This window comes from Pseudobutyrivibrio sp. LB2011, assembly GCF_000701765.1.
In the GTDB taxonomy this organism is placed as follows: Bacteria; Bacillota; Clostridia; order Lachnospirales; family Lachnospiraceae; genus Pseudobutyrivibrio; species Pseudobutyrivibrio ruminis.
On the sequence record NZ_JNJS01000003.1, the window covers coordinates 188,452 to 204,354 of the forward strand.

Annotated in this window: 14 protein-coding genes; all 14 read right to left on the reverse strand. The window is 41.2% G+C overall.

The window, feature by feature from the left end:
- Positions 1-33: 33 nt before the first annotated feature.
- The 14 genes from larB to T375_RS06740 all read right to left on the reverse strand — a co-directional run bounded on the left by larB (position 34) and on the right by T375_RS06740 (position 15,850).
- Positions 34-693, reverse strand: coding sequence for a nickel pincer cofactor biosynthesis protein LarB (larB, locus tag T375_RS06675; RefSeq protein ID WP_044936460.1), 660 nt, complete (start codon positions 691-693; stop codon positions 34-36).
- A gap of 84 nt (positions 694-777) precedes the next feature.
- Positions 778-1,038, reverse strand: a complete 261-nt coding sequence (locus tag T375_RS06680) for a DUF1292 domain-containing protein (RefSeq protein WP_044936461.1) — start codon at positions 1,036-1,038, stop codon at positions 778-780.
- A 117-nt stretch (positions 1,039-1,155) separates the two neighbouring features.
- Positions 1,156-2,571 (reverse strand): methyl-accepting chemotaxis protein, encoded by a 1,416-nt coding sequence (locus T375_RS06685; RefSeq protein WP_044936463.1) that lies wholly within the window; start codon positions 2,569-2,571, stop codon positions 1,156-1,158.
- An 86-nt stretch (positions 2,572-2,657) separates the two neighbouring features.
- Entirely contained in the window at positions 2,658-3,347 is a 690-nt protein-coding gene (locus T375_RS06690) for a class I SAM-dependent methyltransferase (protein WP_044936464.1), read from the reverse strand.
- 3 nt (positions 3,348-3,350) lie between these two features.
- A complete protein-coding gene (locus T375_RS06695; protein WP_044936804.1) occupies positions 3,351-4,853 on the reverse strand; it encodes a nicotinate phosphoribosyltransferase in 1,503 nt (500 codons plus the stop codon).
- A gap of 21 nt (positions 4,854-4,874) precedes the next feature.
- Positions 4,875-5,099: a Lar family restriction alleviation protein gene (locus T375_RS06700; protein ID WP_044936465.1), complete on the reverse strand. Its 225-nt coding sequence runs from the start codon at positions 5,097-5,099 to the stop codon at positions 4,875-4,877.
- A 114-nt stretch (positions 5,100-5,213) separates the two neighbouring features.
- Positions 5,214-6,917 carry a phosphoenolpyruvate--protein phosphotransferase gene (ptsP, locus tag T375_RS06705; protein ID WP_044936467.1) on the reverse strand — a complete coding sequence of 568 codons (1,704 nt, stop codon included), beginning with the start codon at positions 6,915-6,917 and terminating at the stop codon, positions 5,214-5,216.
- A 15-nt stretch (positions 6,918-6,932) separates the two neighbouring features.
- A complete protein-coding gene (locus T375_RS06710; protein WP_044936468.1) occupies positions 6,933-7,196 on the reverse strand; it encodes an HPr family phosphocarrier protein in 264 nt (87 codons plus the stop codon).
- Positions 7,197-7,362: 166 nt separating this feature from the next.
- Positions 7,363-9,288 (reverse strand): PTS fructose transporter subunit IIABC, encoded by a 1,926-nt coding sequence (locus T375_RS06715; protein ID WP_044936469.1) that lies wholly within the window; start codon positions 9,286-9,288, stop codon positions 7,363-7,365.
- Between the two features lie 64 nt (positions 9,289-9,352).
- A complete protein-coding gene (pfkB, locus tag T375_RS06720) occupies positions 9,353-10,258 on the reverse strand; it encodes a 1-phosphofructokinase (RefSeq protein WP_033152758.1) in 906 nt (301 codons plus the stop codon).
- Between the two features lie 16 nt (positions 10,259-10,274).
- Positions 10,275-11,027, reverse strand: coding sequence for a DeoR/GlpR family DNA-binding transcription regulator (locus T375_RS06725; RefSeq protein ID WP_044936472.1), 753 nt, complete (start codon positions 11,025-11,027; stop codon positions 10,275-10,277).
- 205 nt (positions 11,028-11,232) lie between these two features.
- Positions 11,233-14,262, reverse strand: a complete 3,030-nt coding sequence (locus T375_RS13210; protein ID WP_049960331.1) for an EAL domain-containing protein — start codon at positions 14,260-14,262, stop codon at positions 11,233-11,235.
- Between the two features lie 142 nt (positions 14,263-14,404).
- Entirely contained in the window at positions 14,405-14,881 is a 477-nt protein-coding gene (locus T375_RS06735; RefSeq protein ID WP_044936473.1) for a hypothetical protein, read from the reverse strand.
- Positions 14,882-14,905: 24 nt separating this feature from the next.
- Positions 14,906-15,850, reverse strand: coding sequence for a flavodoxin family protein (locus tag T375_RS06740; RefSeq protein ID WP_044936475.1), 945 nt, complete (start codon positions 15,848-15,850; stop codon positions 14,906-14,908).
- Between the last annotated feature and the right edge of the window lie 53 nt (positions 15,851-15,903).

The window sequence follows — 15,903 nt, forward strand, 5'->3', positions numbered from 1 at the left end:
TATACCCTTATTAACCCTTTTCTAGAATGCCCCTCAATGCACTGCCAGTCTGTTAATCTGGGTCGCGATATAACCTGCTCCGTAACCATTGTCGATGTTTACCACCGAAATCCCGTTAGCACAGGAATTGATCATGGTAAGAAGTGCGGATATACCACCCATGTTGGCCCCATAGCCTACGCTTGTTGGCACAGCAATAACCGGAACCTTAACCAATCCGCCTACCACTGACGCCAGTGCGCCTTCCATGCCTGCCACTGCCACCACGCAGTTGGCTTCATTTAAAGTATCTACGTTTTCAAGCAATCTATGAATTCCGCTTACTCCCACATCGAAAACCCTAGTTGCCTTACTTCCAAAATACTCGATTGTTTGTGCTGCTTCCTCAGCTACAGGAATATCTGCTGTGCCAGCTGTAAGCACTGCCACATTTCCGATAAGCTCCTGCTCTTTAAAATCAGGCTTTTTTGCCTTGAGAATCCTGCTCACTTTATCATAAGTGGCTGTTGGCAATACCGCCTTTACGATTTCGTATTGATGCTCCGTTGCTCTGGTGCCAAACACGCAGCCATCTCTTTCATACATCTTTTGATAGATATCTACCAGAAAATCGTCCATTTTGCCCTGGCAAAAAATCACTTCTGGGAATCCTGTCCGATTCTTTCGATCAAAGTCCAAGTTTGCAAATTCCATTCAGAATCCTCCTAGATACCTCCATTATAATGGAAATGCAATAAAAATAAAACGGGGGTAGCATTGCTACCCCTACATTATCGTTTACATCATTTCCATATAAGCTTCTGCGATTCTCTTATAGTCAATCTGGTTGGTGATCTTTTCTACTTTGAAATCTTCCTCTCCAACCTTTACTCTGTAGATGAAGCAGCCCTCGTCACTGACTGTATCTCCATCCACCAAAGCTGCTGCAACATAGCCTTTGTTCTCAAACTCGAACTGGTCTATTACAGCCATCTCTACTTCATCGCCATCTTTAGTGTTAACCACAAATGTGATGTACTCTTTGAATTCATTATCCATCGTTGGGAACCTCCTTTTAGGATTCATATCTCTCCCCGACTATAGGAAATATTGTACAATAGATTTGTGTATAAGTTTAGCAAAATTTATGAATTAAAAGCGAATATCCGGTGAAAACTATCCCCAGTTATCATCCTCATCCGAAACTTCATATGTTGTTGGCATCGTCGTGAACCTAGATGTCTTTTCCATCAACGCATTTGCTTCTGCTGACAATTCTTCAAATATTGCTTTTATTTCCTCTATATCGTCTGTCTCATTTATTCCCATTGCAAAGCTCTGCAAATTGATAGCAGAAAACTGAATATCGGAAATCATATCGTTAAACCTAGCTTTGATAGAATTAACCGACATACTGATATCATTCATCTCGCCTGGGAATTCATCCATATCTGCCACGGCCAAATTTCCCTGCTCCATCTCGGACAGAACATGCTGCTGAATATGGATAATATCTGAAAGCTCGGCCAAAGTCATAGCCAGCTTGTTCTGCAAATCACCAATCTCGTCATCGGCTGTTGCAAAATCAATAGGTGTAGAAAAATCGCCTTCCATAATTCTGTCCATTGCTGGATTAATCTTATCCAAAGGCTTTAGCACTTTTCTAACTGTGTATGTAATATCTCCAACTGCAAGGAACGCACATACTAACGCCACGAACAAACTGATTCTTATGCCTCTATCGACGTGTGACAAAAATCCCTTTCTTGGATATGCCACAGCTACAGTCCATCCACTATCGTGAAGCTTTGTTACCGAATATACCATCTCTGTTCCAGTGTAATCTGGAGCTGTTATAAATTCATCCTTGGAGTCAAGCACTTCCTCAAGCTCTGGCATTACTTCCACTGCAGAAACTATAGCTTCTGATGTTGGGTTGTACTGAGAATTTGGATGAACGATGATATTGTCCTGGCTATCAAGTAGGAATCCATATGAACCAGCCTCGAAATCGATTGTATTCATGAACTCCTGAATGCTTTCTATATCTGCATCCACTGCCACTACGCCGACCATTGTGGTGCCCCAATAAACTGGAGTTGCCACTGTCACCATCATTACATCAGGTCTGGTTGCACTTGCATATGGGTCGATTACAACTGTGTGACCATACTTTGCTGCCTTTTGATACCAGCCTCTTGCTCTTGGATCAATTCCCGTGGATTTAAAATCGATTCCCCTGGCCATGGTCATATTTCCATGGTAGTCAGCGAAGTAAACATAGAAAAACTCTGGATGATTCAACGCTACTCTATCAACAACCGCTCTAACTGTTGCTTCATTTAGATCAGCGATAGCAGTAAGGGTACTGGCCATATCCTCAGTCACTATGGCCATGTCTCTTACCCAGTCTTCAACTTCCTGAGCACTCATCTGAGTGGCTAATTCAAGCTTAGTCTCCTGCTGTTCTATTATTCTTCTAGACAAATATATCAGGTTGATAACCGTCATAAATGAAATAGTAATTACCAACGCTGCAATTACATGCCTAGTAATCTTTCTTTTTATAGATGAACGTTTCCTATTTTTCATTCTGAATCCTCTCAAATCCACAATGTCACTAAGGTACTATACGAGTATCTTAGTATATAAATAAGAGAATTCTGTGAAAAAACTATTTAATTTCTCGCAAAAACAAAGCAATCATAGCGAATCGCTTTGCCCTCCAAACTATAGCTTGGCTTTCTGTCTGCCAAGTATGGTCCCTTTAAAGGACGCTTAATAACGATTCGTTTTGGATCCGCAGCCACTGCTGCATCAAGCAGCTGTTCTTCTGTGGAGCATGGGCTTTCTAATCGCTGAATCAGCTGGAATTTTTTCTTTATCAAAGCGCTCTTTTGTCTAGCAGGAAACATAGGATCAAGCAGCACGATATCTGGCTTAAAATCCAGTTTTTTCATGCCTTCCGTGCTATCTCCGCAAACCAGCTTCATGCGCCCTACCGCTTCTTTCAGCTCTGGAATTTCCATTGCTCGTTCCATTCCATCCTTCAAAAGGACAGCGATAACTTCATCAAATTCATAAAGCTGCACCTGAAAACCTGCAGCCGCTAAAATAAGGGAATCCTCGCCAAATCCAGCAGTAGCATCGATAAGAGTCTGTGGCATTGTCTGCCCCTTTATCCTGGCTGCCTTCACCAGCATCTCTCGCTGAAGGTTGCTCTGCTTTAATCTTGGAAGCATTTCCCTAAAATCAACCATTATAGAAAGCTCACCGTCAGTCAAAGTGAGCCCCTCAGCATTTTGCTGAAGGCTCAGATTAACTGTGGCAAGCTTTGTATTAAATCTTAATAATTCTTCATTTGTCATGAACTATTTGTCCTCTTTGCGAAGAAGATCCATCTTCATGTTGTAGTAATTTGGAGTCATATCAAGGTAGTGCTTGTGAGGATTCTCGAAACGCTGCTCCTCAGGCCATACACTTGTCTCCAACTGAGTCTTAACACGGTTGCGGATTGTCTGCATATCCTCATCCTCAACTACCTGCTTTCCACCGCGGATAAGAGGCTGCTGCAACAACTCTGCTGTGCAGTTTTCAAAGATATGTGTACTCTTCCATGGCTGCTCTGGGTCAACGAACTTGTAGCCGCCTTCCACAGACATATCAACTTCCTCGCCCTTGATAGCAAGCAAATCTGCAACTGCTCTGCCGTGCTCGTCCTTGATTCTATATACATCCTTCAAACCAGGATTTGTAATCTTCTCAACTGTTTCAGAAATCTTTATCTTTGGAATCACCTGACCAGTCTTTGAATCTGTAACGGCACAAAGCTTGTAAACTGCGCCAAATACAGGCTCAGACTTTGCAGTGATAAGTCGCTCACCTACACCAAATGAATTTACCTGTCCACCCTGCTGAAGGATAGATGTGATGGTGTATTCATCCAAAGAATTACTGACGATGATTTTGGCATCTGTAAAGCCGGCATCATCAAGCATCTTTCTAGCCTTCTTTGTAAGATATGCCAAGTCACCAGAATCGATTCTGATACCAAAGCTCTTTGATTCAATTCCAGCATCCTTCATCTCCTGGAACACCTTGATAGCGTTTGGCACACCGGATTTCAAAACATTATATGTATCTACTAAAAGGATACAGTTGTTAGGATAGCTCTTTGCAAAACTTCTGAAAGCTGCAAGCTCAGAAGTACGGTAATCGTTGTCATCTGATGTAAAGTACATTACATAGCTGTGGGCCATAGTTCCGCCGATTGGAATATCGAAGTACTGGCCTGCAGATACTGTTGCTGTACCGCTGGCACCGCCGATGTATGCTGCTCTAGCACCGTAGATTGCAGCGTCATTGTTATGAGCACGTCTTGCACCAAAATCTGAAACTGCTCGACCTGCTGCCGCACGTACAATACGGCTAGCCTTTGTAGCAATCAAAGACTGGTGGTTAACCTGAGCCAAAATCTCTGTCTCCACAAGCTGCGCCTCAATGATAGGTGCAGTAACTGTGATGATTGGCTCATTAGGGTACATGATAGTTCCCTCAGGGAACGCATCCACATCACCTGTAAACTTGAAATCCTTAAGATACTCAAGGAAGTTCTCAGTGAAGTGTCCCACACTTCTAAGGTACTCAATATCCTCATCGGTGAAGTGCATGTTAAGAAGATAATCCTTAACCTGCTGAAGTCCTGCAAAAATTGCAAAACCGCCTCCATCTGGATTCATTCTATAAAACACATCAAAGCTAACCCTTGTATTGTTATCAATAGTAGGGTCGTTAAAGTACGCATTTGCCATAGTAAGTTCGTACTCATCCATCATCATGGTAAGATTACGAGCTTTATCCTGTGTCTGCTTCATCATTTCCTTCTTTCTCCCAGTTTACTCTCCTGGTGCACTGTTAATTACTTTGCCAGTATTCCAAAGCATTGCTGCTTTCTCGGCAGCTTCCTGTCTGCCTTCTTCTGTCTTGAAGCCAACAGTACCTGTGTAGCTTCCGCAGTCAAGGCATGCCACATAATATCCGTGATCTTCTGCCTCAATCAAACCTGCTCCTCCGCAGATAGGGCAATCATGTATGTCAATGTTTTCTGTAAAATCGATCATGTCAATCTCCTTAAAACCGTATTTCTAAATCATTATAGTTTAAATACACTAAAAAAGCTATCTTGTAAGCATTAAACCTTACAAGATAGCTACATAGACTATGAATATCTATATTTATTTAGCGGATGCTTTGAGCAATTCAACGATTTCCTTTTCTGTAGTGAGGGCAAGAACCTTCTCTGCAAGAGCGTCAGCCTCAGCCTTTGACCACTTAGAAATAATTGAACGTGCTGTAAGCACAAGTACAGGGTTAACACTGTATTCCTTTAATCCGAATGAGATAAGGAGTGGAATCATAAGTGGATCTGCAGCGGCCTCGCCACACATACCAACAGTGATGCCAGCAGCGTTACCAGCCTGGATAATGTTCTTGATAGAACGAAGTACAGCTGGCTGGAATGCTGAGTAAAGATATGCAACTTCTGCATTTCCTCTATCAACACTCATTGTGTACTGTGTTAAATCGTTTGTTCCAATTGAGAAGAAATCAGCTTCCTTTGCAAGGATGTCAGCGATAAGTGAAGCAGCTGCTGTCTCTACCATGCAACCAACCTCGATGTTCTCATCGAACTTAACACCTTCTGCTCTAAGCTCATTCTTGCACTCCTCAACGAGAGCCTTAACGGCGCGAACCTCGTCTACACAAGTAACAAGTGGAATCATGATTTTAACATTTCCGAATGCACTAGCTCTGAGGATACCTCTAAGCTGAATCTTGTACATATCGGAATTTGCTAAGCAATATCTAACTGCTCTATATCCGAGGAATGGATTTTCCTCTTTTTCAAGTCCGAGATATGGAATATCCTTGTCACCACCGATATCAAGTGTACGGATGATAACTGTGCGGCCACCCATGATTTCTACAGCTTCTTTGTAAGCCTCGAACTGCTCTTCCTCTGTAGGAAGGTGTGGTCTATCCATAAATAAGAACTCTGAACGGAAAAGACCGATGCCTTCGCCGTCGCATTCAACAGCTTTTCTAGCATCCTTTGGAGTACCGATGTTACAGAATAATTCAAGCTCTGTTCCATCAGCTGTAACTGTCTTCTGTCCAATGAACTTCTTAAGCTCTGCCTGAGCCTTAACGAACTCTTCACGCTTAATTACGTACTGAGAAATAACTTCTCCGTCTGGGTTGATGTAAACATCACCCTCAGTACCATCTACGATTGCTGTATCCTTGTCCTTAACGATTTCTGTAATGTTAGGAACTGAAAGTACAGCTGGGATCTCAAGTGCTCTAGCAAGAATTGCAGAGTGAGATGTCTTACCACCAACTTCTGTAATGATACCTACAACGTTCTCCTTAACAATCTGAGAACACATAGAAGGTGTAAGATCATGAGCAACAAGTACTGTACCTGGTGCTACCTTGCTAATATCAACATCCTCAATGCCAAGTAAAAGCTTGAGTAAGCTGATTTTGATATCAGAAATATCTGATGCACGCTGACGCATCATATCATCTTCCATCTTTGAGAACATGCCAATGAACATATCGCAAACAGCTGTAACTGCAGCTTCTGCGCACTGACCAGCTTCGATCATCTTTGTCATCTCGCCAGCCATTGTAGGATCAGCGATCATTGCAAGGTGACCTTCCATGATTTCTGCTTCCTTAGGACCGATGTTCTTTCTGATGTTTTCAGCCATAGCTGATGTCTCTGTCTTGAATGCTTCGATTGCGTTATTGAATCTAGCCTTCTCTGCCTCAGTATCATCGATGTGCTTAGATTCAAAGCTTAAATCGTGCTCAACAATAAGACAAATGCTTCCGATACCAATACCTCTAGACGCTTCAATGCCTTTGTACATAAGTATCCTCCTGTATTAGTCTCCGAGACCGCTCTCTACTAACTCTACTGCCTTTGCAAGTGCAGCTTCCTCATCAGAACCATCACACTGGATCTCGATTTCAGCACCACACTTAATGCATGCAGCCATAAGCATCATAACGCTCTTTCCGTCGTATGAGTTACCGTTGAATACAATCTTAACATCTGAATCGAATGGTGTAACTGCTGCGCTGAATACTGTAGCTGGGCGCATGTGCATACCCTGTTCGTTAGTTACCTTTACCTTCTGTGAAACCATAAATAAAACTCCTTTCGTTTCGCAAAATACAATTATCTATTTTATGTGTCTATACTTTATAGAATAAACGGGAAGTCTATAAAGTACAAAAACATAAAATCCATTCCGGGGGAGCCTAGTCCCCCAGAATGGTTTTTTATCGTTCAATATATTAACAGATTCTGAACTATTCTTCTACAGTTTTTTTCAATAAGCCAAGAAGTACACAGCTTACGATTGAACCAACTGCAAGTGCTACAAGGTAAAGTACTGCATGTCCTACTACTGGGAATACGAAGATTCCACCGTGAGGAGCCATAAGAGTACACTTGAATGCCATTGAAAGAGCACCAGCTACACCAGAACCTACCATAAGAGATGGGATTACGTGAAGTGGATCTGCAGCTGCATAAGGGATAGCACCCTCAGTAATGAAGCAGAAGCCCATGATAAAGTTAACAGGACCAGCCTTTCTCTCAGCTACTGTAAACTTCTTAGGGAAGATAAGTGTTGCAAGAGCGATTGCGATAGGAGGAACCATACCACCAACCATAACGGCTGCCATAATCATCCAGCCTGTAGGATTCTGCTGGGTTGCCTCTGCAAGAGCTGCTGTACCAAATACATATGCTGCCTTGTTAAGTGGGCCACCCATATCTGTTGCCATCATAGCACCAAGGATAATTCCAAGTGGTACAAGTGATGTTGTTCCCATGCTGTTAAGTACACCAGAAATCCAAGCATTAAGTGCACCAACGATTGGGTTTACTGCACACATGATAAGACCAATTACTGTAATACCAACAAGTGGATAAATAAGAACTGGCTTGATACCCTCAAGAGAATGTGGAAGCTTGTCGCAAAGCTTCTCGAGCCACTTCATGAAGTAACCAGCTGCAAAACCTGCTACTAAAGCGCCAAGGAATGCTGATGGAATGTCTCCACCTGGAGCTGCAAATGTAGCACCAGAAGCTGCAAGAGCACCACCAACGAAACCAACTGCAAGACCTGGTCTGTCTGCGATTGACTGAGCGATGAAACCAGCAAGAATTGGAAGCATGAATCCAAATGCTGCACCACCAACTGTCTTGAACCAAGCTGCTACTGGAGTGTTCATACCAAAGTTGCTTGGATCAATTGAGTAATCATCAAGTAAGAATGCGATAGCGATAAGGATACCACCACCGATAACGAATGGAAGCATGTGTGATACACCATTCATAAGGTGCTTGTAAAGCTGACGTCCGATAGACTCGTTGCTATCGTCAGACTTCTTTGAAACTGCACCTGAGTGATGATATACAGAAGCTGTCTCAGCCTTGTCGAAAAGCTTCTCTGGTGTGTGGATAGCATCCTTTGTAGATGCAAGTACAACCTTCTTACCATCGAATACGCTCATATCTACGTTCTTATCTGCAGCGATGATAACTGCATCTGCTTCTTCGATTTCCTTAGCTGTAAGAGGATCCTTAGCTCCGCCAGAACCATCTTTTTCTACTCTAAATGCAATACCAAGCTCTTTAGCCTTCTGCTCAAGAGACTCAGCTGCCATAAATGTATGTGCAATACCTGTTGGGCATGCTGTAACTGCAACAATCTTCTTTGTGCCTGAAGCAGCCTTTGAAAGATCTGTCTTGTTTGCGTTTGCTGCGTCCTTCTCAGCTTCCTTTGCATCGATGTGTGCAAGGAACTCGTCAACTGACTTTGACTCAACAAGAGTCTTGCAGAATGCAGGGTCCATAAGCATCTGCATAAGCTTAGAAAGAACCTCAAGGTGTGTATCAGCGCCACCCTCTGGAGCTGCGATCATGAATAATAAATTACTTGGCTTACCATCAAGAGCCTTGTAATCAACACCTGCTGGGCATGTGATTGCAACAAGACCAGCCTTCTTAACTGCTGCTGACTTTCCGTGTGGTACTGCAATACCATTTCCAATAGCTGTTGTGCCCTTTGCCTCACGTGCAAGGATTGCCTCTTTAAATCCTGCTACATCGCTTAAGTTGCCTACTTCGTTATGAAGAGCAATAAGCTTGTCGATTGCTTCGTCCTGAGAAGCAAGCGCCTCTTGAAGCTTGATCCCTTTAGGATCGATAAACTCTGAAATTTTCATATTCCCTCCTACATGTGTTTAAAAAATAATATATATTAACTGCCTTCTCCGAGTAAGCAGCTAATTACAATGTTTTATAAAGTGCATCGATATCTGCAGCCTGTGCAAGACCATCAGAGAATGCTGTTGCAGAACCTGCAGCTGTTCCCATCTTTAACGCTACATCGTAGTCCTTTGTCTTCATGTAACCTGCAACGAAACCAGCAACCATTGAATCACCAGCTCCTACTGAGTTGCGAACCTTTCCCTTAGGTACGCCGATGCGATATCTGTTTCCATTTTCATCAACAAGCATTGCGCCGTCGCCAGCCATTGAGATAAGAACGTTTCTAGCGCCCATTTCCTGAAGCTTTAATGCTCCCTCGTAAATCTCGTCGTCTGTCTTAAGCTCTTTGCCTACGATTTCGCCAAGCTCAAAGTTGTTTGGCTTGATTAAGAATGGATGATACTTTAATACGTTTGTAAGAAGATCCTTAGTAGCATCAACTACAAACTCAATTCCCTTGCCATCTAAAGCAGAAAGAATTCTTTCATATACATCATCTGGTAAAGAATTTGGAATTGATCCAGCGAGGATAAGTACGTCGCCCTCTACCAGCTTTGAAAGCTTATTGAAAAGTTCCATCTGTGCAGCTTCGTCAATCTTTGGTCCCTGAGCGTTAATCTCTGTTTCCTCTGTTGCCTTAAGCTTTACATTGATTCGTGAAATGCCTTCTTTTAATTCGATGAAATCTGTGTCGATTCCTGCAGCCTTAACACCTGCGTCAATTGCATGACCTGTGAAACCTGCGATAAATCCTAATGCTGTACTCTTTAATCCAAGCTCTGAGAGAACCATTGATACGTTGATTCCCTTACCTCCGAAATAATATTCCTCACTTGAAGAACGGTTTGTCATGCCTGGAAGTAAATCTCCATCCATGCGCACAACATAATCCAATGCTGGATTGAATGTAACAGTATAAATCATTGCGTTTCCTCCTAGTTTATTCTGCACATACTTTTACTACTGTGTGATTAATATAATCTCTAGCCTGTAGCTTATCTGTGATGATGCAGCAATCACCAATCTGCGCAAATGTGACCGAATTAATCTGGTCAAATTTGGTGTGGTCCGCCAAAACGTATGACATATAAGCATGTCTGATTGCTTCTGCCTTAATCATGGCCTCGTCCACATCTGGTGTGGTAAACCCTGCATGAATTGAAATGCCATTGGTTCCCATGAAGGCTTTTGTGAAATGATATTTACGAATAAACTCGACACAATCTGGACCAACCACCGCTTCTGTTGGTGCTTTCAGCCTACCACCAATCATGATGGTTTCTAGGCCTTTGTCCATAAGCTTCTTTGCATGAACTACACCGTTTGTAATGTACTTTGCCTTGCGATTATCTATGTAATCAATCATGGTCAGTGTTGTAGTTCCTGCATCGATGTACACAAAATCATTGTCCTGTATAAGCCCTGCTGCATATTTGCTGATGCAATCTTTTTCAGCTACATTTTTGCTAGCCTTTGCTTTTACTGCGTCCTCTTTGGTGTTTACATCCAAAGTAGAGATTGCAGTAGCACCTCCAAATACCTTCACCAGTTGCTTAGAACGATTGAGTGCATTGATGTCTCTTCGTATGGTAGCTGCCGATGTATCAAGCAAATCTACCAACTCATTTACTGAAACCGCCTTTTTTTCATTGACTATTTCAATTATTTTTGCCCTTCGTTCTTCTGTTAGCATTTTCCACCCCTTGAACAAATTCGATTGAATTTGATTGTTCTAAGGAAAATATAACACCATATTTCGGGCATTGCAATCATAAACGCTCACAAATGAGCACATGTAATCAAATTCTGTCACTATTACCATTTCAAGGTGGTATATTTTGTAACTATTTTACTAACAGAAAAAGGAAGACACTGTGATAATGCCTTCCTAAATATGTTTATTTCTCCGACAACTTGTCCTCATACATACGTTTGTCTGATAATTCGTACATGCGATCCTTATCCATAGACTCTGTATAGGCAGACACTCCAACTGAGACCTTTATCTTTATAGGCTCATTGTCTATTCGTTTAATCCTAGAAATCTTACTATTAAATTCTTGCGTGATGCTTTCAATCTCTTCCTTACACTGGAACTGGTGCAAAATTGCAAACTCGTCTCCGCCTATTCTAAAAGCGAGACTGTTGTTATAGGTTACTTCCTTTACGCATTTGCTTACAGCCTTAAGAACTAAATCGCCAAATCCATGACCATAATGATCATTTACGTGTTTAAACTTGTCCACATCGAAAATCATCAAAGCAAAATCAGTTTTATCCGTATTGTATTGCTCTATATATTTATCAATAATTACTTCGAATGCTCTTCTGTTAAGCACACCTGTCAATTCATCTGTGGTAGAGAGAATTTCCAAATTAGCCTTTTCTTTTTCATTATCAGTAATGTCCATAAAGAAGCCCAGTAATCCTGCTGTTTCACCATTGATTACTAATGGTTGTTTGCTGGCAGCAATATTTCTAAGCTCTCCTCTAACGATGCACTCACCATGGACATTTCTAATAGCCTTTCCTTCATTTATTACAGAAAGTTCATCCTGCTTAAATGGTTCTGGATTAATATGCCATCCCATATCTTCATCGTTTTTGCCCTTGATGCTATCCACTGATTTTAGGCCATAGTAATCCAGGAACATCTTATTTGCTCCTAAGAATCTACGGTCTTTATCCTTCCAGAAGACACCTACCGGCACCTGGTCCAGGATATTTGCATATGTATAATCCTTCACCATTTCAGGACTTACTGCTATTTCATCTATCTTTTTATGATTGATAAAGTCACTCATATAATGAGACATTGCAGTAGTAGCCTCTGATACACAGCTCAAAAGTGCCTCCCTACCATATATATCAACAATTCTTGTGGTGACAGATTTCCACACATAATCACCACTTGAATCCAGGATTCTAAACACTCCGATTTTGACACCACCCGGTTCATATAGAAGTCTTTCTTTTGCAGTCTTCAAGTCCATAAGCTTATAGAAGTATTCTCTATCCTCTTCTAATACTCTTTTTTCTCCCAACTCCTTTATCATTTCATTTGCATTTAAATTCCTGTTACGCACATGCACGCTTCCACTAGAAAGATAAACATTCTCATAATAAATCCCATCTAATCCAAATACATCAATGCACTCATAGAATGAAAAAATATAACTGCTTACCATCTTTGTTTTTTGTTCGTAACTTTCATTCAGATAACTTGCCAATGCTCTGATTGAAACTAAATATGCATCTGTATCAGTATCAATATCATATGCAATGTGACGGGCTCTCATATTAACAATCTGGCCATTTTCCACGAACTCTATGCTCTCTGCCTCACCAGATTCCTTTGCTCGTAAACACATTTTCCAAAAATCATCTCTTTGTACCCAAGTCCGTCCATTATCGTTATTTATCATGTCCTGAGCTACCTGCATATCCTCATCGCCATGAATCTTTATAGCTTTTTCGTATCCCTCATTTGCATATGCAAAACGCCATCTATTATTGCGCACTAATCCCATGGCAAGAGGGAGGTCATTTTCTGTAACATTGTTTGAAGTACCTTCCAATGGATTCTGGCGAAGAAAGTCCGTCTTTCCAACCATGTCCAGGAATTTTCTGTAATCAAGATTCTCGTAATTATGGCCAGACCTCTCCATTTCCTCCATGCTCTCTTCAAGTGGCAAAGGCCTTCCGATATAGTATCCCTGCAACAACTCGCAGCCTAAACGCTTCAAGAAATCATATTGCTCTTTTGTTTCTACGCCCTCTGTCAATGTATGAATACCCACATTTTTAAGCATAGAAACGGCATGCTTTAATACAATCTTACCATTATCAGATGTATCAAAATTCTGGAGGAATTCCATATCGATTTTTGCCAAATCAAACTGAAAATCCTTCAGCAAGTTCAAGGATGAATATCCACTTCCAAAGTCATCCATCCATACAATATAGCCATTTGTTCTTAATCTGGATATTTGTTCCTGAATGAATCTAGGATTATCTATCATGACACTTTCAGTCACTTCAAGTCTGATTATTTCTTTTTCTGTGTCATATTTTTCAATCAAACTATCCACATAAGTCAAAATATCCAGGGTTTCAAAATCTATTCTTGAAAGATTGACTGAAACCGGAACAGCTGCTTTTATACCTGCTTTTTTCATTTCTGAAAAAGTTTTTACAACCTGCTCGATCACATAACAATCAATCCTATGAATCATTCTGTATTCTTCCAAAACAGGTATAAATTCATCAGGATAATAAACTCCCTTCGGAGTAATCCAACGAACCAAAGCTTCCCAACCACAAATATTTCCCGTTAGGCTTCTAACAATTGGCTGATAGTAGACTTTAATATATCCCTTTTCCAATGCCTCATCCAGGGAATCAATTATCTTTTGCTTTCTATGTACCGTTCCGCCCAGCTCATCATCATAAAATCTGTAGTCGACATCATACTTTTTCTTTATACTGACGCAGGCCATTCTTGCTCGGTCCACGCATCTTGAAACATCTATGTTGTCATCTTCTAATATGTAAACACCAGCTTTTAGCTCAATATTTATTTTTCTTTGTAGTGCCTTTACACGTTTTCTTGTTTCAACTATTGAAGGCACTATCTGTATACTATTTGTACAAACTACAAAATGGTCCCCAGAGAATCTGGCTACAAGCTGATTTTTGAAAATATCTTTTAAAATATTACCTATACTAATTAAAAGCTCATCACCTTTTTCGTAACCGTAGTTTGCGTTGTAGAGCTTAAAATTTTCCATGTCAAAGAAGACAAACCCATACTCTACTTGTTTGTCTCTTGTGTTGATAAGCTCCTGCCCCCACTCAATAAAAGCGTGTTTATCCAGAAGTCCTGTCAATTCGTCTCGATTGTCCTTTAAAAACTCACTCTTCCCCATTACTTGGCCCTTTTCTTCTCCGATAATACATTCTATCACTCATTTGTGAATAAATTTTATACATTCCATGTATTGTAAAATAAGGGCCACCTTTCCTGATAAAATCAAGAAAGATGGCCCTCATGATGGCTAACAAGTTTATTTATGCAATTGCTTTTCCATCTGCCTTAGCAGCTGCTCCCTGAGCGATTGGAATAAAAATCATAGCAATGATGTAGCAAAGTACATACATTGGAATGAAAGTTCCGATAAATGCAAACAAGAATGCTGGCGCTGGAGCTCCTGCAAAAAGCTGCACATTTACAAAGTTCATTGCAAGTCCGATGATTGCAACAAAGATAAGTACAACTGGAACATTTCCTAAGAATCTTCCTGGAACGCTCTCAGGATCTACTTTAAATAATCCTGGGAACTTCATTGCAATAAGTGGAATAGGGAATAGCGCATTTACGATGCACGCTAATATAAATCCTAGCAGTATATTAATTGGAAGTGCTGGAGTAGCTAAATTTGCAGCATTTCCTGAAAAAATCATTCCACCAATTGACATAGCTGTTGCCAATGGAATATTCATTACTAAGTTAAATACAATAAAGAACTTTAAACTTGGTTTTCCCATTTCGTTACCCTCCCAATAATTCAATTAGACTGCCTTCGATGGTGAAGGAGTTGGCTCACATACTGATGTGAAGTGCTCTTTACGAGCCTTAAACTCAGGATCCTTGAAGAGGTTCATAAGACGTCCCTCGTTCTCAAAGATATCATCGCCGTGAAGCTTCTTTCCTGAGATTGTGTCATGAGCCTTGTGCTCATCTTCTGGAGCAAACTTGAACTTAAATGCACCGTCTACAACCTCAAGTGTTCCCTCAAGACCGCAAAGCTCGCATACACAGTGAGTTGTGCCTGGGAAGATGTAGAAGTTGTTACCATTGCAGTGAGGACATGCACCTGGCTCGCCCATCCACTTAGCATTGTCAACATCCTTTGCAGCTTCAACAAGGTTGCGTCCGATTTGTCTCATACGCTCAACCTTCTCATCCTGCATAATTACATCCTTTGACCATGAGAAGAACTCATTGTTTACTACAGTCCAAGCTGGGCTCATAGCAAGCATAGCGTGATCTGTCTCAACACGGCATGCCCAGTCAGATCCACCGATACCTACGAAAGAAATTGCCTTCTTCTTTAAGTACTTAGGATCAAGACCTTCCTTACCCTGCTCCTTGAGCTTTCCATCAAGCATGTACATCATTCCGATGTCATGTCCAGGGCCCATACGGTCACATAATACGTGGAATAATCCAGATCCACCTGACTCATAAATTGGGTCAACTACGAGAACGCCATCTGCCTCAGCCATCTTATCGAAAAGCTTTGCAAAATCGTCCTTCTGAGAGCAAACCATGCCCTTACCCATTACTAAACTTCTAGAGCAAGCAACACAGCCTGTACAGTACTTGATGTCCCAATCAAATACGTGGATAAACTCGATTTCTGCCCCCATTTCTTTTGCTGCTTCAAGAGCAACACGGCACATTGTATCGTTGTTGCCGTTTCTTGTTCCGCATGAAAGTCCTAAAATTTTCATACCATAAACCTCCTAAATAGTTATTAGTTCCTTTTATAAAATTGTTCCGCTGA